The 22,741-nt window shown below is 54.6% G+C and carries 15 protein-coding genes and 1 pseudogene; 13 read left to right on the forward strand and 3 right to left on the reverse strand.

The annotated features are described in order from the left end of the window. Positions 1 to 125 precede the first annotated feature (125 nt). The 10 genes and pseudogenes from ABC395_RS12190 (at position 126) to ABC395_RS12235 (ending at position 14,450) form a co-directional block, all read left to right on the forward strand. Positions 126 to 1,052: a helix-turn-helix transcriptional regulator gene (locus ABC395_RS12190; protein WP_413003350.1), complete on the forward strand. Its 927-nt coding sequence runs from the start codon at positions 126 to 128 to the stop codon at positions 1,050 to 1,052. A gap of 62 nt (positions 1,053 to 1,114) precedes the next feature. Then, complete coding sequence (locus ABC395_RS12195) at positions 1,115 to 1,621, forward strand: DinB family protein (RefSeq protein ID WP_413003352.1); 507 nt, start codon at positions 1,115 to 1,117, stop codon at positions 1,619 to 1,621. 59 nt (positions 1,622 to 1,680) lie between these two features. Then, positions 1,681 to 1,866, forward strand: a pseudogene (locus ABC395_RS12200) (AAA family ATPase); the annotation flags it as partial. A 162-nt stretch (positions 1,867 to 2,028) separates the two neighbouring features. Then, entirely contained in the window at positions 2,029 to 3,090 is a 1,062-nt protein-coding gene (gene rlmN, locus ABC395_RS12205) for a dual-specificity RNA methyltransferase RlmN (protein WP_413003354.1), read from the forward strand. A gap of 430 nt (positions 3,091 to 3,520) precedes the next feature. Continuing rightward, positions 3,521 to 6,808, forward strand: a complete 3,288-nt coding sequence (locus ABC395_RS12210) for a hypothetical protein (protein WP_413003356.1) — start codon at positions 3,521 to 3,523, stop codon at positions 6,806 to 6,808. 581 nt (positions 6,809 to 7,389) lie between these two features. Then, positions 7,390 to 8,904 carry an FAD-dependent monooxygenase gene (locus ABC395_RS12215; RefSeq protein WP_413003358.1) on the forward strand — a complete coding sequence of 505 codons (1,515 nt, stop codon included), beginning with the start codon at positions 7,390 to 7,392 and terminating at the stop codon, positions 8,902 to 8,904. 636 nt (positions 8,905 to 9,540) lie between these two features. Then, positions 9,541 to 10,593, forward strand: a complete 1,053-nt coding sequence (locus tag ABC395_RS12220; RefSeq protein ID WP_413003360.1) for a FecCD family ABC transporter permease — start codon at positions 9,541 to 9,543, stop codon at positions 10,591 to 10,593. A gap of 67 nt (positions 10,594 to 10,660) precedes the next feature. Then, positions 10,661 to 11,644, forward strand: coding sequence for a FecCD family ABC transporter permease (locus tag ABC395_RS12225; protein WP_413006735.1), 984 nt, complete (start codon positions 10,661 to 10,663; stop codon positions 11,642 to 11,644). Positions 11,645 to 11,696: 52 nt separating this feature from the next. Then, complete coding sequence (locus tag ABC395_RS12230) at positions 11,697 to 13,475, forward strand: ABC transporter ATP-binding protein (RefSeq protein WP_413003362.1); 1,779 nt, start codon at positions 11,697 to 11,699, stop codon at positions 13,473 to 13,475. 171 nt (positions 13,476 to 13,646) lie between these two features. Beyond that, the gene (locus ABC395_RS12235; protein ID WP_413003364.1) at positions 13,647 to 14,450 is read left to right on the forward strand and encodes an ABC transporter ATP-binding protein; all 804 of its coding nucleotides are present in this window, start codon (positions 13,647 to 13,649) and stop codon (positions 14,448 to 14,450) included. A 54-nt stretch (positions 14,451 to 14,504) separates the two neighbouring features. Here the strand turns inward: ABC395_RS12235 and ABC395_RS12240 are convergent, their stop codons facing one another. Continuing rightward, positions 14,505 to 16,223 (reverse strand): helix-turn-helix domain-containing protein, encoded by a 1,719-nt coding sequence (locus tag ABC395_RS12240; RefSeq protein ID WP_413003366.1) that lies wholly within the window; start codon positions 16,221 to 16,223, stop codon positions 14,505 to 14,507. A gap of 152 nt (positions 16,224 to 16,375) precedes the next feature. Beyond that, positions 16,376 to 17,374, reverse strand: coding sequence for an ABC transporter substrate-binding protein (locus tag ABC395_RS12245; protein WP_413003368.1), 999 nt, complete (start codon positions 17,372 to 17,374; stop codon positions 16,376 to 16,378). A 228-nt stretch (positions 17,375 to 17,602) separates the two neighbouring features. Between ABC395_RS12245 and ABC395_RS12250 the strand changes: the two genes are divergently transcribed. Further along, entirely contained in the window at positions 17,603 to 19,123 is a 1,521-nt protein-coding gene (locus tag ABC395_RS12250; RefSeq protein ID WP_413003370.1) for a sensor histidine kinase, read from the forward strand. A 562-nt stretch (positions 19,124 to 19,685) separates the two neighbouring features. On the opposite strand, the gene ABC395_RS12255 is transcribed toward ABC395_RS12250, so the two are convergent. Continuing rightward, positions 19,686 to 20,120: a DoxX family protein gene (locus ABC395_RS12255; RefSeq protein ID WP_413003372.1), complete on the reverse strand. Its 435-nt coding sequence runs from the start codon at positions 20,118 to 20,120 to the stop codon at positions 19,686 to 19,688. Positions 20,121 to 20,493: 373 nt separating this feature from the next. Between ABC395_RS12255 and ABC395_RS12260 the strand changes: the two genes are divergently transcribed. Both ABC395_RS12260 and ABC395_RS12265 read left to right on the forward strand, forming a co-directional pair. Further along, the gene (locus ABC395_RS12260; protein WP_413003374.1) at positions 20,494 to 21,042 is read left to right on the forward strand and encodes a GNAT family N-acetyltransferase; all 549 of its coding nucleotides are present in this window, start codon (positions 20,494 to 20,496) and stop codon (positions 21,040 to 21,042) included. A 211-nt stretch (positions 21,043 to 21,253) separates the two neighbouring features. Beyond that, positions 21,254 to 22,741 carry an FAD dependent oxidoreductase gene (locus tag ABC395_RS12265; RefSeq protein WP_413003376.1) on the forward strand — a complete coding sequence of 496 codons (1,488 nt, stop codon included), beginning with the start codon at positions 21,254 to 21,256 and terminating at the stop codon, positions 22,739 to 22,741.

Raw genomic sequence — 22,741 nt, forward strand, 5'->3', positions numbered from 1 at the left:
CGGGTTTGGCTCAAAAAACACGTACCTTATGAACAGAAGAAAGCGGGCCGTGAGGCCCGCTTTCTTTGTGCTATAATGAAAAAACGAAGGGAAGACCTTTAACTTCCAGAGTGCGGAGGATTTTCATGAAGCTTGAACGTCTTGTATCCATGATCTATATGCTGCTGAATCATGAAGTGGTGTCCGCTTCGGTTTTGGCCGACAAATACAACGTCTCGCAGCGGACGATATACCGCGATATGGACGTTATTTGCGCGGCAGGATTTCCCGTCGTTTCTCATCAAGGGGTGAACGGCGGTTACGGAATCATCGAGGGGTACAAGCTGGACAGGAGCCTGCTCGGCGCCTACGACGTCAATTCCCTGATCACGGTGCTTCAAAGCATCTCCACACTTTTCGGGGAGGACGAGAAAGCGGGAGAGACGATCCGGAAGCTCCAGACGATCCGCACGGAACCGCTGGCCGAGACCCTGACGATGGACATCGGAAGCCGGAAGGAGATGCTCGAAACGATCCGGCATATACGGGAAGCGGTTTCCGGGAGGCAGGTGATCCGCTTCCATTATGTTAATTTCAAGAGCGAAAGAACCGTGCGGACCGTCGAGCCTGTCCGTTTAATGTACAAACACGAAGCCTGGTACCTTTACGCTTATTGTCGTTCCCGCGCGGATTACAGGGAATTCAGGCTGTCGAGGATGAGTTCGCTGGAGCTTACGGAGGAACGTTTCGAGCCTCGTGAGGTTCCCCCGCAGCGCGGCACGGCCGAGATGAAACGGGACAACGAATCGGCTGCCGGGACGACGGTCAGGCTGAGATTTTCAACGAAAGTGCTGGCGACCGCTCTCGACCGGTTTTATTATGCGGACAAACGATACGCGGAAGACGGGTCCCTGTATGTCACCTTCAGCGTGGCGGCTATCACCCCTTCTTCCTGGCTTGCGGAATCGATTCTCAGCTTCGGGGACGGTGTGGAAGTGCTGGAGCCCGGCGAACTGATCGAGGACATCCGGCAGCGGATCGAAAAAATGCGGAATCTTTACATCAAAGGCTGACATACAGATGTCAGTCTTTTTGTTTTATATTGAGTTTATTAAGAAAAGGAGTGTGTTGACAAATGAGCAACCATCAGGCAGTCGAAATGTACAAATTTCACAATTGGGCGAACGAAACGATTTTCAAGCGGTTAAAAGAGCTTCCCGAAACGGTATACCGGCAGGAAATGACGAGCGTTTTTCCGACCGTCGCCAAATTGATGGCTCATATTTATTTCGTGGATCTGTGCTGGATTTATATTTTAGAGGGAGTGGATATGAGGAAGGCCACCGGGGATGCGCTCTCCCGGCAGGAAGAAATCGAGAAGCTGAGCCTGGAGGAGCTGGAGGCCGCCTATGAGCAAGTATCCCGGCGTTATGAGGACTGGATCGCTCAGGGACAGGATCTTGATCAGCGCTTTATGCTCGACAATCCGTATACGCGCAAACGGGATACGAGTTATGCCGAAGTTCTTTTCCAGGTGGCCAATCACGGAACGTACCACAGGGGTAATCTTTCGGCTATGCTGCGCCAAATCGGCCAGTCTTCCGTTATGACCGAATATGCGTTATACTGGTATAATGAATAGGATAAAATGAGGATGCGTCTGACGCGTCCTTTTTTTAATGTATAAAACGGTTAACCTGCCGGGATTCCCAGTTCATCGTGTCGACTCATTCTCCGATTCTGATGGCTTATCCCGATTCTGTTATGTACCGCCTGTCTTCGGATGGAATCGAAGAGACAACGCTCGAGGAAACGGAGCATTACGTCATCATGAAGCAGTTTCTCAACAATAAAGAGACCATGCTGCGGGAGTTGTTCGGCGAATAGAAAGATAAGGGCAAGGAGGAACGGCAGCTTATAAATGGCGGCTGTCCTAAAGTTCTTGTGTTACGTTTGGAATTTTGGCACAATGATAGAATGTAAAGCTGGCATCCGCCCTTCGGCGAGGATGAAACCGGCTGATATGTTTTGCTGAAAAGAGGAGTACGAATGAATAAACCATCCATCTATGGATTAACTTTTGATCAGTTGACCGCCTGGCTGCAGCCATACGGCCATAAGAAATTCCGGGCCTCCCAGATTTGGGACTGGCTGTACCGTAAACGCGTGGCGAGTTTTGCCGAGATGACGGACGTGAATAAAGATTGCCTGGGACTGCTGGAAGAGCACTTTGTCCTTCAAACGATGGAGGAACACGTAAAACAGGAATCTTCTGACGGGACCGTTAAGTTCCTGTTCCGGCTTTCCGACGGTAACCTTATCGAAACGGTGCTGATGAGGCACAAGTTCGGGTTATCCGTCTGTGTCACGACCCAGGTCGGCTGCAATATCGGCTGCAGCTTCTGCGCGAGCGGCCTGCTTAAGAAGAGCCGGGACTTATCCGGCGGGGAAATCGTGGAACAGATCATGAAAGTCCAGTTTCACCTGGACAAGGCGGGCAAGGAAGAACGCGTAAGCCATGTCGTCGTGATGGGAATCGGGGAGCCGTTTGACAATTTTGAAAATCTGTCCGATTTCCTGCGCGTCATTAAAGATCACAAAGGATTGGCGATCGGCGCGAGACATATCACGGTTTCCACAAGCGGACTCGCCGACAAAATCGTCGAGTTTGCCGATTCGGATCTCCAGGTGAACTTGGCGGTTTCGCTGCATGCGCCGAACAACGAGCTGCGTACGCGAATCATGAAAATCAACAAAGCGATCCCCATTGAGAAATTAATGGAAGCGATCGATTATTATTTGGGCAAAACGAACCGCAGACTGACTCTGGAGTATATTCTGCTAAAAGGCGTGAACGATGCCCGGGAGCATGCGGAGGAACTGGCCGAATTGATCGGGGACCGCCGGCCGCTGGTTAACGTGAATCTCATTCCGTACAATCCGGTGGATGAGCACAGCCAGTATCAGCGGAGCGAGAAGGAATCCGTGCGCGCTTTTTACGATATTCTCAAGAAACAGAATGTGAGCTGCAGCGTGCGGCTGGAGCATGGAGCGGATATTGACGCCGCCTGCGGACAGTTAAGAAGCAAGCAGATCAAAGCGACCGGATAAGGCATCAGAAAAGTCAGCAAAAGTCAGTAAAAAGTCAGTAAAATCGGACCGTATACAAAAGGCGTATCCCGGAAGGGATACGCTTTTTTGCGCATGAACGCGGCTTCGGTGTTTAATAGGGCGCTGCATGACGCGGCAGACAACACGTGGAAGGAGAACCTATTCATGAATTCACTACAAGGAACCACGTGGTTATCAAATGGAGATTATAACCGAATATTACATTGACACATTCTTCCTGTATAGCTATTATAGAAACCAGAAGGATACCAGAGACAGAATAAGTATTCTTCCGGAGTCAATGAGAAAGGAGGAAGCTGACCGCGCGACTGCTTAAAGTATTTTATGATAACGCTTACACTAAGGACATCTTTAATTTGGGAGCTTTTGTTGTAAGACCGCTTGTCAACCAACGGATGAAGGAGGAATTATGATGAAAAAAGGAAAGACACGCCGGCCCCTTCTCGTGTTTATGAGTCTGATGATGACACTCGCGGGCTGGAGCGGGGCCGCTTCGGCCGCGGATACTTCCGGTGCGGAAGCGTCTGCCGCGGTGCTTACGAGCAAGCTTGCCCAGAAAACATACGGCAGTCCGGAAGAGCTGCTCATTCCCAACAACTATACGGTAGCCGTATTCAACGGCGCGGCGGGCAAGGAAGACGGCCGCAACGTGCTGTATGCGACGAGTAAAGGAAAACCGGGCCATCTTAACGTCATCGATCTGGACGACTACAAGCTGCTGCGCAGCATTCCGATCGCTCCGTCCGAGAGCTCCTGGGCTCACACCGTGGCGCCTGACGGAACCTTGTTTCTGGCCGCGGACGGAGGCGGGGCCAGGCTCTGGAGCTATTCGCCCGTAACCCATACGCCCGTACAGGTCGCCCAATTCGACGGACAATCCGTACCGAACAGCATTACGACCGACGAGCAGGGCAGAGTGTACGTCGGTACGTATCCGGGCGGTAAAGTCTACCAATACGACCCGTCCACGAAGCAGACGAAGGATTACGGGCGCGTCATCGGACAGCTCGATTCCGAGTATGTCCGTTCCATCGCTTATCAGGGCGGCAGCGTATATGCCGGCACCGCTCATAAGCAGATCGTCCGCGTCAATCTGCAAACGGGCGCCAAGACGGACATAGCCGCTTCCTTGACGGTCAAAAACGATACGGTCTACGATCTGGATACGATCGACAACCGCTATCTGTTTGCCCGTTATACGGATGGGAGCGGTGTACCCGGCGAAGGGTACATCTACGATACACAAACGGAGTCGTGGCTGGACATCGAGCTTCAGAACGTGACCGGCCTTCACGCGACCGATTCTCAGAATGGAAAGCTTTACTTTATGTCCGACAAGAAGCTGAAAACGTTCGATCTCGCCACCCATACGGTGGATGAAACCGGAATGGAGTACGGTACGGGGCTGAGGGGCGCGGACTGGGTCGAATTCACGAACAATCCCGATCTCCCGGGTAAAACGCTCGTTACAGTCCGTTATGACGGCGGTGTCACTTACCTGAACATCGACACGAAGCAGGTTATCCAGAAGCCGCCCGTCATTCCGGGGCTGCCCGGCGTGGTCAACCGCCTGGCCGCCGTTTCTCCGACCCAATTGATAACAACGGGGTCGCAGGCGCGGTCGTCGCTGGTCGACTTGACGGACAACACGGCAAAGCCGTTCAGTATCGGCCAGGCGGACAGTGTGTACCCGATCGGGTCCAAAGTGTATATGGGCGTCTACCCCGAAGGCAGCCTGTTCGAGTACGATCTGACTAAGGAAGCGGGCGACAACAATCCCAAAAAGCTCGCGGTTCTGGAAAACGATCAGGAACGTCTGGTGAACATGACAAGCGGACTCGGCAAGCTGTACATTTCGACGATCTCGGGGTACGGAACGCTCGGAGGTTCACTGACTGTGTATGATCCGGCTTCCGGCGAGCTTAAAGTGCACCGCAACGTCGTTCAAAATCAAAGTGTGCTCAGTACGACCTTCCACGACGGAAAAATTTTCGGCTCCACCACGATCCGGGGAGGACTCGGTTCCGAGCCTACGGAAGCGGAAGCCAAGATATTCGTATGGGACGCGGTAAAGGAGCAGAAAATAACCGAATTTCCGCTGAGGGTTCCGGGTTTGGACAAACCGATCTTCATCGGAGATCTCGCTGTCGGTCCGGACGGGCTTATCTGGGGCGCTTCCTATGAATATATTTTCGCGATCGACCCCCAAACTTACGAGGTCGTCAAAAGCAAAAAGATTTACCCGCAGCTCAACTTCACCCAGTGGGCGCACCATCCACTCCGCTGGTCCGAAGACGGACTTCTTTACGTCCTTTTCAACAACAAATTGACTGTCATTGATCCGGACACCCTGGAATTCCGGACGCTGGCGGATACTTCACGGTTCGATCTCGGCATGGACGGGAACTTGTATTTCACCGACCAGGCGACCAACACGATTCTGTACCGGATGGAAGTCGACGGGGAAGTGACGGAAGAACCGCCGGGCACGCCTCTTCCTGTCCGCAACGAAGGTTTTGAGGAGGGAGTCGTGAACAATGTCATTCCCGGATGGAGTCCGCTGTTTGCTGCCGGAACGGACTATTTCTACGGAGTCAGCGGGGACAGGAGCGTATCGGGCACGAAAAGCCTGAAAATCACCGACAAGCTGCGTACCGCTTCCGTCGCGCTTCAAAGCGACAAAATAACGGTCGAGCCGGGCGGAGATTACGAAGCGGGAGCGCAAATTTACATTGAATCGGGACAGCCGGGACTGATGCTCCGCTTCTTCGATGCCAATAACGCGACGATTTCGACGCTCGAAACGCATCTGGACGAATCAAGGCTGGCCCAGTGGCAGAAAGTCACGCTGAGGGGCAAGGCTCCCGCCGGTGCCGCTTACGCCCGCCTGATCGCGGTCACGAGCCGTTACAATATCGCCTCGGCGTATTACGATGATTTTTTCGTTCAGAAAAAAGAAGCGCTGGTCCCGTCAGCCTCGGCGTCGCTTCTTCCCGAGCCTAACGCGGACGGCTGGCTGAACCGGGATGCGGTCCTCCGCATCCGGGCTGACAACGCTTCGGCGGTGCGCTATTCGGCCGAGGGAGCCCAGTCCTCCGCCGAAGTGACCGTGAGCGGCAACGCGGCCGAAGTCTCCGTCGGCGCGGAAGGCGTAACCACGGTCACGTATTCGGCCATAGGTGCGTCGGGTATCCAGTCGCCGCCGGGAAAGGCCGTGGTCCGGCTCGATAAAACGGCACCTTCGGTAAAGTTTAACGCCGAAGCCGTTTATTCCGTGGACCGGACCATCGAGATCCGCTGCGCGGCGGAGGATGCTTTGTCCGGACTGGCCGGCGATCCGTGCGCGCAGGCTTTGTTGAGCGCTCCGGCCTACAGCCGGGAACCCGGAAAGCACGAGATCAGCGTCACTGCCGCGGATAAGGCGGGCAACCGGAAGACGCTTGACTACACTTACGAGATTGCCGTCACATACGACGGAATGTGCTCCCTCGTCAAGCAGTTTACCCCGGACGACCATGGAACCGAGCTGGCTTTATGCGCCACCTTGACGGCCGCACGCAAAGCGGAAGAAAAAGGTGGGACAAAAGCGAAAGCGGCCGTGCTCCTCGCTTTTAACAAGCAGGTGGACGCATTCAGCGGCAGGAAGCTTACCGCCGAAGAGGCCGGAGTATTAAAAAAGCTGGCGGCATATTTATAGAAGAAGCGGGGCAGCCGCAGCCCGGTCAAACGGACAGCCGAATTTTCGGCTGTCCGTTTTCTGCTGTTCGCATGTTTTCCGCGAAACCGGTGAACCGGTTCTTTTCCGGTTTTCTTACAGCCCGCCGGTCTGCCCGGTTTCACCGCGTTTTTGCGACACCGGATTCATACCGGCCGCGTGAAGAGGACCGTTGAAGGTCAGTCGGGTGAGGATGAGCGCCATTTCTCGGGGCGTTTCGCGACGCCCTCCCTGCAGCCATTCCTGAACAACGCTTGAGTGGGCAGAGTGAGGCAGGAAGCGTTTTCCTCCATCAGCTCAGTAGAGGCTTTCCGGATTCCATCTTTTGTCCGTATCGTATGGCGGTCTTTACCCGGCTGCATTCGATCCCTCTTTTCCCGTATTTATGAACAAGCGGCAAATATGTGTGCATTAATCGTCACAACCCGCCTATGTGTTTATTGTAGCGGACAACATTCCATGATTATAATGAGCATAAAGAAGTTAATCAACATTGTGTTCATTAATGGGGACGAACGGAGGAAGAGGCAGATTCTACTCTTTTCAGACGGGAGGAGACTCATATGGAACAAGTTCTTATTGCCGGAGCCGGGCCTACCGGTCTGATGCTGGCCCTCCAGCTCGCTCGTTACGGGGTACCGTTTCGGATCATCGATAAAAATGAGGGACCCGGCCGGGCATCAAGGGCGATGGCGGTTACTTCGCGGACGCTGGAATATTACCAGCAGTTGGGTTTGGCGGAGGAAATGGTGAGCCGGGGTATCAAGGTAGACCGGGGACACATTTGGACGGGAACCAAGCGGAAAGCAACCCTTCCGTTCGGCAGGCTGGGGGAAGGGCTGAGCCCGTTTCCGTTCGTCTTCACGTTTCCTCAGGACGATCACGAGCGTCTGCTTATCGAGGCTTTGAAAGCGGAGTCCGCCGAAGTGGAATGGGATACGGAGCTGGTTTCTTTTGTACAAAAGGACGGAAGTGTCGAGGCGGTCTTAAAACATTCCGACAGAGAAGAGATCCACACGTTCCGCTATTTGTGCGGATGCGACGGCGCCCACAGCCGGGTGCGTAAAAGCATGGATAACCCGTTCGAAGGCGAGAAGTACGAACAAGATTTTTACGTGGCGGACCTTCACGGGGAAGGCGGAATGTTTGCGGGCCGCAGCATGAGCATCAATTTCGGGGATGAGGAGTTCGCTCTTGTTTTCCCTGTGCGGAGCAGCGGAACTTACCGGCTGATCGGTGTCGTGCCTCCGGCTTTCCGGGATCGCGACCCTCTTTCCTTCGAGGATATGTACCCTTATTTTCAGCGTAATCTCGGCCTCGGTACGGCTGAAGTCAACTGGTTCTCGAAGTATCACGTTCATCACCGCGTTGCGCGTCATTTCCGAGAAGGGAATGTATTTATTGCCGGCGATGCCGGCCATATCCACAGTCCCGCGGGCGGACAGGGCATGAACACGGGCATCGGCGATGCCGTAAATTTGGGCTGGAAGCTGGCTGCCGTCATGCAGAAGAGAGCGGACCCGTCCCTTCTCGATACTTACGAGGCCGAACGTCTTCCATTTGCAAAGCTTCTTGTGGATACGACGGACCGGGCTTTCAAAGCGGTAATTTCCACAAGCCGGATAAGCAGACTCGTCAAAAAGCATCTTTTTCCTTATGCCGGCCCGTTCTTGTTCCGCAGTTCCGCCGTCCGCAGAAGATTGTACAGCGTGATCTCGCAAATCAGGATCACGTACCGGGGCAGCGCGCTTGCTGCCGGAGAAGCCGGAAAACTGCAGGGAGGTGATCGTCTGCCTTATGCGGAAGTAAATTTCTCTCCGCTGCGGTCGATGGACTGGCAGCTTCATGTATATGGCAGAGCGGGGCGGCCTCTTCGCGATGCCGGGAAAGAGCTGCGGCTGCCTCTGCATGAATTTCCGTGGAACCGCGAGACGGAGAATGCCGGATTCATCGAAGATGCCCTGTACCTGGTCCGGCCGGACGGCCATATCGGTTTCGTTAACACCGGTCAGGATACCGGATTGCTGCGCTCTTATCTGGCGAAGCATGAAATTGTCCCGGTTTCCGGCACGTCATGAACAGGTAATCATCCGTCCCGGATGAACGTGCGGTCTTAGTGCCTGTGTATATCTCAGCCATATATAATAGAAGCAATTTGCGTGAAGGCCGTCCGGAGGGACGGCTTATTTTTTGTAAAATGTGAAACACGGCCGGATTAGTTTGGCAGCCTGTCGCGGGTGCCAGGCATAATCGCCATATGAATACTTCAAGCAAGATCGGCTTATTTTGCTAATGAGTCATAGGGCGTTTGAAAATCAGTGCGAGAATTTCCATTATATTGATTCGGGGTTTCTGCCGAGGATCAATTGCAGCCATTCTTGCTCAGGTCTTGTTTGCGGTTTCGATTGCAAGCAGAGAGAATGGCTTGTTTGCCCTGTCCATGCTGTCGGTCTAACTGGATCAAAAGGGAGCAGTTTTCTATGGAGACTCGGGTCCTGAAACGGACCCAGTCATCCGGGATTTCACTTGTTAGATGACGCATTTTCAGCAACTACGTCCGGCAGCCGTACAAATCCTTTCTTTTTTGTACAAAAAAGTTCTTGCTTTTGTCCATTGCCTAGGCAAAAATTGTCGCTTAAACTGAACATTGTGATAATGAGAATCAATATCACTGATAATTGTCTCACTAAATACTAAACTACAGGGTGGCAGGTATGATTCAGCAAAACGCAGCAAGGGAAACGCAAGTGGCTTCATCTGTTCCGCTTCGCACCCGTCCGCTGGCCGCAGCCCTTATTCTCACGGGCGGGATTCTTCTCCTCGTGCTGGGGATAGGGGTTTCGGTTTCGTTCGGGGCGGCCGACATTGTATTCTCGACAGTGTGGGAAGCTGTCTTTCATTTTAACCCTGAATCGACGCAGCATCAGATCATCGCCGATTTGAGGATGCCGCGCGTGCTGGGCGGCGCCATGGTAGGGGCGAGTTTCGCGGTCGCCGGTGCGATCATGCAGGGCATGACGAGAAATCCCCTCGCGGACTCGGGTCTTCTCGGCCTGAACGCGGGCGCGGGCTTTATGCTGGCGCTCTGCTTCGCCTTTTTCCCCGGAATGGCTTATTCCAAGATTATTCTAATGTCGTTTCTCGGTGCGGCCGGCGGGGCCATGCTGATTTACGGGATCGGCTCCATCGCCAAAGGCGGCTTGACGCCGCTGAGGCTTGTTCTTGCGGGAGCGGCTTTGAGCGCTCTTCTTTCCGCGCTGAGCGAAGGTATCGCTTTATATTTTCAGATCGGCCAGGATATTGCCTTTTGGTACGCGGGAGGCGTGAGCGGCACCACCTGGGCTCAGCTCAAGGTGATGCTGCCGTGGTTTCTGGCCGCTCTTCTGGGCGCGATCGCGCTTTCCCGTTCGATCACCATGCTCAGCCTGGGGGATGAGATCGCCAAAGGGCTGGGGCAGCGGACCGGACTCGTTAAACTGGGCGGTACGCTCGTCGTTCTCATTCTCGCCGGAGCATCGGTCTCCATTGTCGGTGCGGTGGGCTTCGTCGGCCTGATCATTCCGCATCTGACACGCTTTCTGGTCGGCGTGGATTACCGCTGGATCATCCCTTGTTCGGCGGTGCTGGGCAGCCTGCTCGTCGTCGTGTCCGATCTGGCGGCCAGAATGATCCATCCTCCTTACGAAACGCCCATCGGGGCGCTGATCGCGCTGATCGGGGTGCCGTTCTTCCTCTATCTGACGCGCAAAGAAAGGAGGGAACTGTAACGTGTACCCGAATCCCGGTTATCTGCCTATTATGGAGCAGGAGAGAAAACGGAAAAGAAAAAACTTCATGATTCTCGTTATTTTCGTTCTGCTTCTTGTCCTTACCTTTATTATCAGTATGAACATCGGCTTTATCCGGTTATCGCCCGGCGAGCTCTTCAAGACGCTTATCGGAGAAGGAACACGGAAGCAATCGTTGATTCTGTTCGATTTCCGGCTTCCCCGCATCGTGCTGTCGATGCTGGCGGGCGCGGGGCTGGCAGTATCGGGAACGATCCTGCAGAGCATCTCGCGCAACGCGCTGGCCGATCCCGGAATTCTGGGCATTAATGCCGGAGCTGGACTGGCGGTGCTGCTGTTCATCTGCTTCTACCCTTCGGCGGCGGCGGCACCGGTCTTCCTGCTTCCCGTGCTGGCGCTGGCGGGCGCCGGTGCGACGGCGATGCTGATTTATACGCTGGCGTTCAAGCGCAACGAAGGATTGTCTCCGACCCGTCTCCTGCTGTCGGGTATCGCCGTGGCGGCCGGAATCAGCGCCGCCACCATCGTGCTGACTTTACGGATATCCCCGGAGAAATACCAGTTCGTGGCCACATGGATGGCCGGAAGCATCTGGGGAACGACGTGGAAGTTTGTGATCGCGCTTCTTCCCTGGATCGTCATCTTGTCGGTCTATGTCTTCTGCAAAGCGCGCGTGCTCGATGTGCTGAACCTCGGCGACCAGTTAGCCTCGGGACTCGGCGCTCCGGTGGAGAAGGAGCGGTTCCTGCTGCTCGCTTCCGCCGTCGGACTTGCGGGTTCCTGTGTCGCGGTAAGCGGCGGCATCGGCTTCGTCGGGCTTATCGCCCCGCATTTGGCCCGCAGACTCGTAGGACCCGGCCACAAAGTCCTTCTCCCGGCCGCGGCACTTGCGGGAGCGCTGCTTGTCTGCGCGGCCGACACACTCGGCCGCTGGGTGCTCCAGCCTTCCGAAATGCCTGCGGGAATCGTGGTCGCGGTCATCGGCGCTCCTTATTTCCTGTATCTGCTTGCGCGGTCCAAGACGGAGTAGAACAAACGCGCTTTTGCGGCCAAGGAAGGTTTTACAGAAAGAGAGGTGCTTTATGTTCCGCCGTTTTTTTGCCTATTACAAACCGTACAAGGGCTTGTTTATGCTCGATTTCAGCTGTGCGATCATAGCCGCCGTTCTTGAGCTGGCTTTTCCGCTGGCGGTTAACCGTGTCATCGACGATCTTCTGCCGAGCGGCAAATGGGAATGGATCGTATGGGGCTGCGTCGGTCTTCTCGGTATTTATGTGATCAGCGCGGCTCTGCATTATGTCGTCACTTATTGGGGGCACAAGCTCGGTATCAATATTGAGAGCGATATGCGTACCAAACTGTTTAACCATGTGCAAAAGCTTTCTTTCCGCTTCTTCGACAACAACAAGACGGGGCATCTCGTCTCGAGGATGACCAACGATTTGATGGATATCGGGGAAATCGCCCATCACGGGCCGGAAGATTTATTCATAGCCGTGATGACTCTGGCAGGCGCATTCGGCATTATGCTCGGCATCAACTGGAAGCTGGCGGTGCTTACCTTTATTATCGTGCCGGGAATGATCTCGCTTTCGCTTTATTTCAGCCGTAAAATGTCGCTCGCTTTCGACAAGATGTTCAAATCCATTGCAGATTACAACGCACGGGTCGAGAACAATGTCAGCGGAATCCGCGTCGTTCAAGCTTTTACGAATGAAAATCACGAAATCGCCAAGTTCGCTTCCAACAACGGTCAGTTCAGAAGCAGCAAGCTGCTGGCTTACCGGATCATGGCATGGAATTCTTCCATCAGTTACCTGCTGATGAAAATCATTTCCCTGTTCGTTTTGCTGTGCGGAACCTGGTTTGTGCTGGCGAAACAAATGAGCTACGGGGAATTCATAGCCTTCGTGATGCTTTCGAACGTATTTCTCGGGCCGATCAAACAGATCAATTCCGTGATCGAAATGTATCCGAAAGGAATCGCCGGCTTCAAAAGATATCTGGAAATCCTGGAGCTGGCACCCGATGTCGCCGATGCTCCGGATGCGCGGGACGTTGATCGCCTCCAGGGGAATATCCGGTACCGCAATGTCAGCTTCGGCTACGAAAACAAGGGAAGCGTGCTGAACGGGCTGAACCTTTCCATCCGGCCGGGAGAAACCGTCGCTTTCGTAGGCCCTTCGGGTGCGGGCAAAACGACCTTGTGCAGCCTCCTCCCCAGGTTTTATGAAGTAACGGAAGGGGAGATCACCATTGACGGCATCGATGTCCGCGAGATGAAGCTGCAGTCGCTGCGCGCCCATATCGGAATCGTCCAGCAGGAAGTGTTCCTGTTTGACGGCACCATCCGCGAAAACATCGCCTACGGCAAGCTGGGGGCCTCCGATGAAGAGATTTGGGACGCCGCGAAAAGAGCCCAGCTCGAAGAACTGATCCTGTCGCTGCCCGAAGGGCTGGATACTACGATCGGCGAACGGGGAGTGAAGCTCTCCGGCGGGCAGAAGCAGCGGCTGTCCATCGCGCGGATGTTTCTGAAAAATCCGCCGATCCTGATTCTCGACGAAGCGACATCGGCGCTGGACAGCGAGACGGAAGCGGTCATTCAGGAAGCGCTTTGGGAGCTTTCCAAAGGCCGGACCACGCTGATTATCGCGCACAGGCTCGCTACGGTGAAGCACGCCGACCGGATCGTCGTGATCACGAAAGAAGGCATCGCCGAACAGGGAAGCCACGAAGACCTGCTCGCCGGGGGCGGAGCTTACAGCAAGCTGTATGCGGCGCAATTCGGCGCCGAGCTGCTTAGTAAGCTTGGAACGGTAAGGACGGGGGGAGAACGGGCTGCCGGTACGGTCGGATAACGGGAGCGGCTTGTTGACCCGTAAGCTCTAGTGCCCGAAACGCAGGGCGGCTTAAGCGCATGCGCTCGTCGTTTTTACATACTTTTCGGGTATGGGCATTCACAGAATATAGAGGATAGAAGCCGGACGCGGATTCATTGGCGGCCGGACAAACCAAGGAGGGAATATCGGATGACGCTAGTACAGGAAAGGCTTCATACGTCCGGGCTTCACATCGGCTACGGGGATCTCAGTATCGTGAACGATCTGAATATCTCTATCCCGCAGGGCAAAATAACCGCGCTCGTAGGCGCGAACGGTTCCGGCAAGTCAACCATCCTCAAAACGATGGCCCGGCTCATGAAACCGGCTTCGGGAGGCGTACTGCTCGACGGGGTTTCGATTCACGGCAAATCGACGAAGGAAGTGGCCAAGGAACTGGCCATTCTGCCGCAGAATCCGTCGGCGCCGGCGGGCTTAACGGTGACGGAGCTGGTCGCTTACGGCAGATATCCTCACCAGAGCGGCTTCGGTACGGTCTCTGCGGAGGATAAGCGCGTAATCGGGTGGGCCCTGGAAGTAACGGGGATGATGCCTTTCCACGCAAGGCCCGTGGATCAGCTTTCCGGCGGCCAAAGGCAGCGCGCGTGGATCGCCATGGCGCTTGCCCAGCAGACCGATATTCTCTTCCTGGACGAACCGACCACTTTTCTTGATATGGCCCACCAGCTTGAAGTGCTTCAACTGCTGCATAAGCTGAACATCGAGGAGAAAAGAACGATCGTGATGGTCATCCATGATCTGAATCATGCCTCCCGGTACGCCCAGCATATCGTGGCCATCAAGTCCGGCAGCGTGATATGCGAAGGCTCGCCCGCCGACGTTATGAATCAAGATATGCTCCGCGAGGTATTCGCGATTCATGCGGATATCGTTACCGACCCGCGCACGGGAGTGCCGCTGTGCCTGCCGTACGAACTGGCCCCGGAAGCATGACGAGGCGCTGTACGAAAAGAAACCCTGCCGATCCGCTGTGATCGGCAGGGTTTTTCAGCTTTCATCCGGCTTGCGGCAGTAAAGAGCGCCGCCATAGGCGGGTGGGACCTGCGTTTTACCGAGCAGACGGGGAAGCTCGTCGAGGAATTTCTCCGTCGTCATGGCGTCGGCAAAATTCCACTGGTCCGCTTCGACCGCATACCAGCAGCCGCTGCGGACAGCCGGAAGCTCCGTCCAGAGAGGAGACCGCATGAGTAGGGCGGCGGCCCGGCGGGATTCCGCATCCGGGGGGAGCAGCATAAACACGCGGTCGCCCGCATAATGTTTCATTTCTTCGGGCGCAAGTTCGAGATAAGAGAGATTCTTATCGAGAAGCCTGCGCGTCTTTCCGGCGGGCCGGAAACCGGCAGGATGGTAAAGCATAGAGGAGAGACCGATCGTGCCCATCACAAAAAAGCGGTTTCTGGCAAATGTGAACACGGACGCGGTTTCTTCCGCCCTCATACAATCCCGGAGCCGGTGCCACATGGCGGCGGCTTTCTCCTCATAGCGGGAGAGCCATGTTTCCGCCTCCCGGCGTCTGCCGAGAATTTTCCCCAGCAGCTTCATCCGCTCGCCAAGGGGGGCGAAAGAATCGAACGTGAGCGTGGGGGCAATCGCGCGAAGCGTATCATACTGCGACTCATCTTCGCTTGCAACGATGATGAGGTCGGGCTTCAACGCCTCGGTAAGGGCCGGATTGATCGGAAAACCCAAGTCTTTGACCGGAGGTTGGTGACGGCCCGCCTGATTAATCCACGGATAGCCTCCGCCTATGGCTTCCACGCCCAGGACGGCGAGATCCCCGAACGTTTCCCCGTGATAAATCACCCGGCGGGGAAGCGCGGGAATTTCGACTTCATGACCCGTCCAGTCTTTAAGCCGGGTCCGTTTTTGCAGAGACTGGCTGTATTGTCTCGGAGTGACGCCGGTAAGCTGCCGGAAGCGCCGGTTGAAGTAATACTCGTCGGCAAAGCCTACCCGCCGGGCGATTTCCCTCAAAGGCTCCCGCGTAGACCGCAGCCATTCCTTGGCTTTCTCGATTCTGAGCCCGTTCAGGTAATCCAGCGGCTTTTTGCCGGTCAGTTCCTGAAAAATCGTGCTGTACTGCCAATGGGGAACCCGTGCCTGATCAGCCAGAAATTTTACCGTAATCGGGCGTCTATAGTGCTCCTGAATGTATCGGATGCTGTTCTCCACCGCATGTGCGCAGCTTGACTGCTCGGGGCTTTTCAGGTTGTGCTCCAGCAGAAAACCCATCAGTTCCTGAAACTGCAGTTGGCGGTAAAAGTGCTGCAGTTCTCCGGAAGGTTCGGTCTCCGCCAGTAGTTCGGCAAAACGCACGGCTTTCGCGAAAGGATAGACCGCCCATTCCACACGCCCCCGAACGAGCGGTTTCAGGAATAAAACCGGCTGGGAGCCGGCGCAGTCGACGATCCGGCACGTAAGGCGGTAGAACGTCAAGCACCGGTCGCTGTCCGTCCGGAGCCGGGAAGAAGTGCCGGGAGGGATCATATAACATTTATCGGGGGCACAGAAAAAAGTTTCGTCTCCGGCTCTAAGCGTGCCGGTACCGGCGCTAATGAGCAGAAGGGTATGCAGATCCGGTTGTTCGTCCGCATCGGATTCGGGTAACGAAGCGGGGGCATAGGTACCGGGCTCGATTTTTTCGGCAGCCTCGAATTGGAACAGCAGAGAACGGAGAGGAAGAGAGCCGGAATCGGAAAAGGTCATAAGATCACATCCTGTTTGATACTGATAATCATTATCAATTAAACTTATTGTAACCAAAAAAAAGAAGCTTTTCAACTGAGTTGATAGCTTCTTTTAAAAAAAGGCAGCCGATTATTGCCGCCGGGAAGTGCCGTGCGGTTCGTGAGATCTTTTTATTTCTTGAGCAGTTTCGGTATTTCGTTCAGAAGCCATTCTCTCGTAGCGGCGTCGCTGCCGGACTTGAGAATATCAAGCGTGTAGACGTTCCCGTTCTTTACGGCCGGAAGATCGAGCCAGATCCGGCTTTTCAAAAGTTCGTCCGTCGACTGCTGCGCTTCCTTGTCCACCGGAGTCAGAATAAAGATGCGGTCACCGGCCACTTTGGGGAGAATCTCGGGCGAAATTTGCTTGAAACCCGCTTTTTCGTCCAGCACTTCCCGGATCGGCTGCGTCGGCAGAAATCCGTCCTTGTCGTAAAGAACCTGGGAGAGCCCCGTACTTGCCATTACAAACAGACGGTTGCCCGGATAATAGGTAAACACGGAAGCCGTCTCGCCCGGTTTGACTCCCGCGTCATGAAGAGCCTTCCACATCGCTTCCGAACGAGCTTCGTAACCGGCCAGCCATTTTTCGGCTTCCGGCTTTTTACCCAGAAGATCGCCGAGCAGAAGAAGCCGTTCTTTCAGAGGCAGGAACGTATTGAACATGAGCGTGGGAGCGATTTTGCTCAACTGCTCGTATTCTTTCTCGTCGGTACTTCCCGTAAGGATGAGATCAGGCCCCAGTTCCAGCACTTTCTCCAGATTGATGGGGGACCCGGTATCCGTAATGTCTTTATGCTTGTCCGCATACACCGTGCCCGTGAGCCAGTTGGTTGCCGTACCGATTGCTTGCACACCCAGTGCGTCGAGATCGCTGAATGTCTCCCCGTAAAAAATGACCTTCTTGGGGGCGGCCGGAATTTCGGCCGTATGCCCCTTGTAATCCGTAACCTTGCGGGGAGAGGCGGCAGATTTATCGGCAGCGGGTGCGGGAGAGCCCGTCGGGTTTCCGGTATGTGTGCCTGCGGCATCACCGGATTTCTGTGATCCGGCGCCAGCGCACCCGCTCAATAAGGCGGTGCTTAGCAGGGTAGTGAAGAACAAAGTCGTAACAGATCGTGCCAATTTCATGATTCGGTCAGCCTCCATCGGTCTTATGTATCGATAATGATTCTCATTATCGGCTGCTGTTATCATAGCGTACGCGGCTGCGGCCGGCAATGGACAAATCCCCGGCACGGATTTTGATTTTGTACAAACCAAGCGGCGAATCCCGACCACTGGAAGCAATTTTTAGGTTCTATTAAGTTGCTTTTAAGATTCGTAGTGGATAATCAAGGAAAAACCCTGGAGGAAGCTATGTCTATACGCATGCGGCTGACTTTGTTATATTCGGGTATTCTTTCCGCTACACTGCTGCTGTTCGGAATCGTCCTGTACAGCTTTCTGCAAATCTATTTCATTAATGACCTTAAAGATTCGCTCAAAGAGCAGACGGATGTTCTGCAGGAGAGCGTCACCTATAAGCTTAAAGTGGACCCGCTGGGTTCGGATCTGGACATACAGCTTGACCATGTCGATACCGTCCAGTCGGGCATGTTCCTGCAACTCGTCAACTTGATCAACGGCGACAAGGCGAGGACGGCCAATTTGGGCCAGGTGGAGTTGCCTTTCTCCAAAGATGCCGCCGTTAAAAAGAAGCAGGGCTACTACATCACGGAAGATGTCCAGCAAACGCCCTTCCTTATCTATAACCAGCCGCTGCTGCTGAACGGGAAGCTCGTGGGCGTGCTGCAGTCCGCTTATAACATCGGCCTCATCGACAAATTTCTGTCTATACTCCGTCTGGTGCTGATCCTGCTCTCCCTCGTGGTGGTTTGTACGGCTTCGTTTATGGGGTGGCTATCTTCCAAGCGGGCGTTAAAGCCCGTATATACCTTGATTGAAGCGACCCGCCAAATACAGAAAAGCGACGATCTCGGCAACCGGATCGCCGTTAAATCTACCGGAGACGAAGTGAGCCTGCTGGGCTCGACCATCAACGGCATGCTGGAACGCATTCAGCACATGTACGGGGAACTGGACAAGTCGTATATGACCCAGCGGAGGTTTGTGGCGGACGCTTCTCACGAGCTGAGAACGCCCCTGACGACGATTAGCGGCAATGCGGAATTTTTACAAAAGGCGTGGCAGTCGTTCCGGCAGACACCGGAGCAGAGAATAGACACGGATCGGCTCGACCTTTCCATCGAAGCCATTCATGATATTGCCGACGAGGCAAGCCGGATGGGCAGGCTCGTCCATAATCTGCTTACCTTGGCGCGTGCCGATTCGGGACTGCATCTGAGAAAAGACAGACTGAGCATTAGCGCCGTCGTCCAGGATGTAATCCGCAAATCCCAGGTACTGGCGAAATCCGCGGAGTTTCAAGCCGGGCCTTTGGACGAGCTTCAATCTTTGTTCGTTGTAGGCGACAGGGACTATCTGCAGCAGCTGCTGTTTATTTTTGTGGAAAATGCTTTCAAGTATACCGAAAACGGCAGGGTGAGGCTCTATGCAAAAGCAGGGGAAGAGCATGTGGAGCTTATCATTGAGGATACGGGCATCGGCATGGACGAGAAAGATATTCCCCATATCTTCGACAGATTTTACCGGGCCGATCCTTCAAGAGGCGAAACGCCGGGTACCGGACTCGGCTTGTCGATCGCGAAATGGATTTTGGAGGAACACCGCGGTACCGTCGATATTCACAGCCGCCGGAACGAAGGCACGCGGTTTACGATCCGGCTTCCGGTCGTGCCCGCCGCCTATGAGGAAAGGGAAACGGGATCTTTAGGTAGAGATGCTTCCGCCCAGCCGGAAGGGGAACAGGCATTTTAAAGGAATACAGGAAAAAGCCGCTGAAATCAGCGGTTTTTTTTGGTGAACGGCGGCAGGGATTTCAATTGATTAAGGGCATTAATTAAAGATGTTAATATCGTTAATCAAATCTGACTGCAGTATGATCCTGCCGCAGGCTTACGTGAAGCGTGTCTGTGCCGGGAGCGCCGTATTCGAGTTCAACGCCCCGGAACGGTTTACGGCATCTTTTTCGGCTAGGGGGTGAAGGGACTCCATAACTTTCGAGGGCGAGCCGAGGATATTAAAAAGACCAGCCGCTTTCTTCTTTGCTTTGTCCTCGTTTTTCAGCGATTGCGTACACGTTGCGGCCAGCTTGGCGGCATTCAGATACGTAAAGCTTCCAGTGGATGGATCAATGGAGAAAGTAATTTTTTGGGATTGATTTCGCTCGCAGTTCCGTTTTCCTTCCAAATAATCGTAATGCGGCGGACAGGGTTGCCGCCAAGTACGTCTTCTGATGCCCGGGCTAGGGCTACAGCGAATTGCGGCGTTTCGGGATACACCGGCATAGCAAAAAAAGCCAGAGCCGCAGTCTCTGACTTTACCGGACGCGGGAAGGTTTTTCCAGGCGCGGATTATCCGCTGCCGGTTCGGACGATGCCCACAGCACCCACCAGATTAGAAGGGGCTGGAATAGAAGCCGCAGCCACAGGAGTGAAGGCGGCGTGTACGATTGGGACGGGGCGGGAATGTTGTACAAGGCCGCGTAAATATTCGCCGGAAACACAAGCACGAGATAGACGGCGATGATCACTCCCGCCTTCCGGCGCATGGATGGTACGAGCAGCAGGACGGCCAGCACAAGCTCCAAGATGCCTGTCGCATAGATCAAAGGAATCCGGAGCGGGACGAATCCCGGCAGCATACGGGCAAAGCCGTCAGCCTCTTTGAAATGGTAAAAGCAAGCGCAGGCGAAAAAGACGGCGAAGAGAAAGATTCCGATTTTTTTCGGCCACGGGGTATGCGATCGGGTCATAGCTCACCTTTCCTTTCCTCCCGGGGAGGTTGATTTCGGTGAGCGTTACTTACCCGCGGCGGACGCGCAGGAATCACTCATACGAACGTTGGCTCGGCCGGTCTAGATCCGTCCGGCCAGCGGTGTACCTGATCTTCTGGTTGGAAATCAACATCGGTTTATGTTTCCGGGCTCCATTACGGCGGTATCCCTGTCCGCCGGAATTTTCCGTTCCATTAGAACGAGCGGATTAAAGAATCCGCTCCCAGACAGGAGCCGGCTATCCTATGTCTTTTTACTCCGCTCGCGTTGTTAGAAAAGCCGCCGCCGGTTATGGTACAATCACGTAAGCCGGACGAGACGGCAAAATATACAAGCTGAACAGAGGTGTCCTATGCCGACGATGATACTCCTGAACGAACAAGTTAATCCTGAGATCCGGGCGCATATAGCAGGTGTGGAGGAATACCCGGAAATTGAGCGCCTGATGATGGATACCGCAAAATGGCTGCGGAGCAAAGGATCGACCCAGTGGTCCGGACTGCTAACTGGCAGTGACGATCACGATATGGCCGGGGCCCTGGAACGGGGAGAGGTTGTCGTGTTTAAGGGGGCGGAAGGTACGCTCCTGGCCTGTGTAATTCTTCAGCAGGAACCCGCCGAGTGGGACCTCAATCTTTGGCATCCGGAACGCGGAGAAACCGGAACCGCCGTTTACCTTCACCGTCTGGTCGTAGAGCGCGGACAAGCGGGCAGAGGTTTGGGAAGAACGGTGATGGACTGGATCGGACGGGAAATATCATTTCCGGGCAAAGACCGTATCCGTCTGGATTGCATCGGCAGCAATGAAACGTTGAACGCTTTTTACAAAAGCTGCGGCTATACCTATATAGGCGAGTCGGGCGGATTCAGTCTGTATGAATTCATACTGCCCTTGCGCTGAATATTACTTCCGTTCCCGTCCTTTCCAAGGGCGGTTTTTTTCTTGTTAGCGATCTGTTGAAAGCCTATTGACATATGGAAAAAGCTGTCTTATTCTAAAATTGACTGAATTAATCAATCATAAAATTCTGTTCTTGATACCCGATTAAGCGGGTAAAATTTTTTACCTGTAAATTGACTGAATAAATCAATCAAAAAAAGGAGCGATTAAGATGAACCCACCTGACAAAGGCAATCACGCTAAGAGAAAAGCGCTTGTAATCGGAGGTAGCATAGGAGGAATGTTGGCCGCCAAAGTGCTCGCGGATTTTTATGATGAAGTGCTCATCGTCGACAAAGACGAATTTCCACTGGAGCCCGCCGACCGTTCCGGGACGCCGCACGGCTATCATCCTCATCGTTTTACGCAGCGCGGGAAGACGGTTTTCGAGCGTTATTTTCCCGGCTATGAGGAGGATCTGCTTCAGTTGGGCGCGCTGTCCTCACTGAACAAAACCGTAACGAACACGAACGAGTACGGAACGATCAGCGGGCCCTATCCGCGCCGTGATATCAAGTTCACAAGAGCACTTCTGGAATGGGTCATCCGGGAACGGGTGAAACGCATCCCGAATGTGTCTTTCCTTCCGGGTCACGAGGCCGTTCAGCTTATGAGCACACCGGACCGGAAAAAAGTGACCGGAGCGGTTGTCCGTTGCAGAAGCGGAAGCGGAGAAGAGAAGCCGTATCCGGCGGATCTCGTTATCGATACCGGCGGGAGGTTGTCCGGTCTGACGAAATGGCTGGAATTTATAGGGCTGGAGGTGCCCCCATCCGATTACCTGGACGTAAATCTCGGATACAGTACCCGCAGGTACAAGGTACCGGCCGGCAAAGAGCATCTCCTTCAGAAATGGGATGTGATTAATATCGCCGGGCAGCCGGCTAAAGGTACATTTACGGGTGTGTTGTCCTTTATCGAAAATAATCGCGCGGAAATGCTGCTGTACCGGCCGGGAGGACATTACCCGCCTACGAGAGAAGGCGACTACGAAAAGGCCGCCGCCGCGCTCCCCGGCTCCGCCATCGGCGAAATTCTTGAAGAACTGGAACCGGCCGCTTCTCCGAGAGGATTTCGCGTGCCGCAGCTGTACCGCAGGCATTTCGAGCAGATGAAGGATTGGCCGGCGGGCCTGCTTGTTCTCGGCGACGCTTACTGCATCTTCGATCCGATCTTCGGGCAGGGGATGACGGTGGCGGCCATCGAAGCGGAGGCTCTGGAAGCCTGCCTGCGGAAGCAGAGTCTGGCGCCGGTCCCTTCTCCGGAGTTCGAACGGGGTGTGCTGCGCCGTCTCCAGGACGTCATTGATCCTGCCTGGTGGTTAAACTGCGCGGCCGATCTCCGCTGGGAGGGCGTCACGTATTCGGGCACCGTGCCCCTGCAAGGGATCGAATTCGGCCGGAGATATATGAACCTGGTGCTGAAATATGCGACCGGGGAAAAGAATATGAAATTTTTCGGCCTGTACTGGGCCGTCAATACGCTTTCCCTTCCCCCGGATCACCTGTTCAGGCCGGATCTGGTCCGCGAGGTGCTTTCTTCCTCCGGTGAGGGCAGGGAGCTGCTTGACGAGCTTCTCCGGGAAGGGAGCGGCTGCCTGTCCGCGGCTCTTGAGAAGATCGTCCCGGCGTTTTCCGAAACGGCTTACGAAACGGTCTGA

Origin of the sequence: Paenibacillus canaveralius (assembly GCF_047238265.1) — a bacterium.
Lineage (GTDB): Bacteria > Bacillota > Bacilli > Paenibacillales > NBRC-103111 > Paenibacillus_F.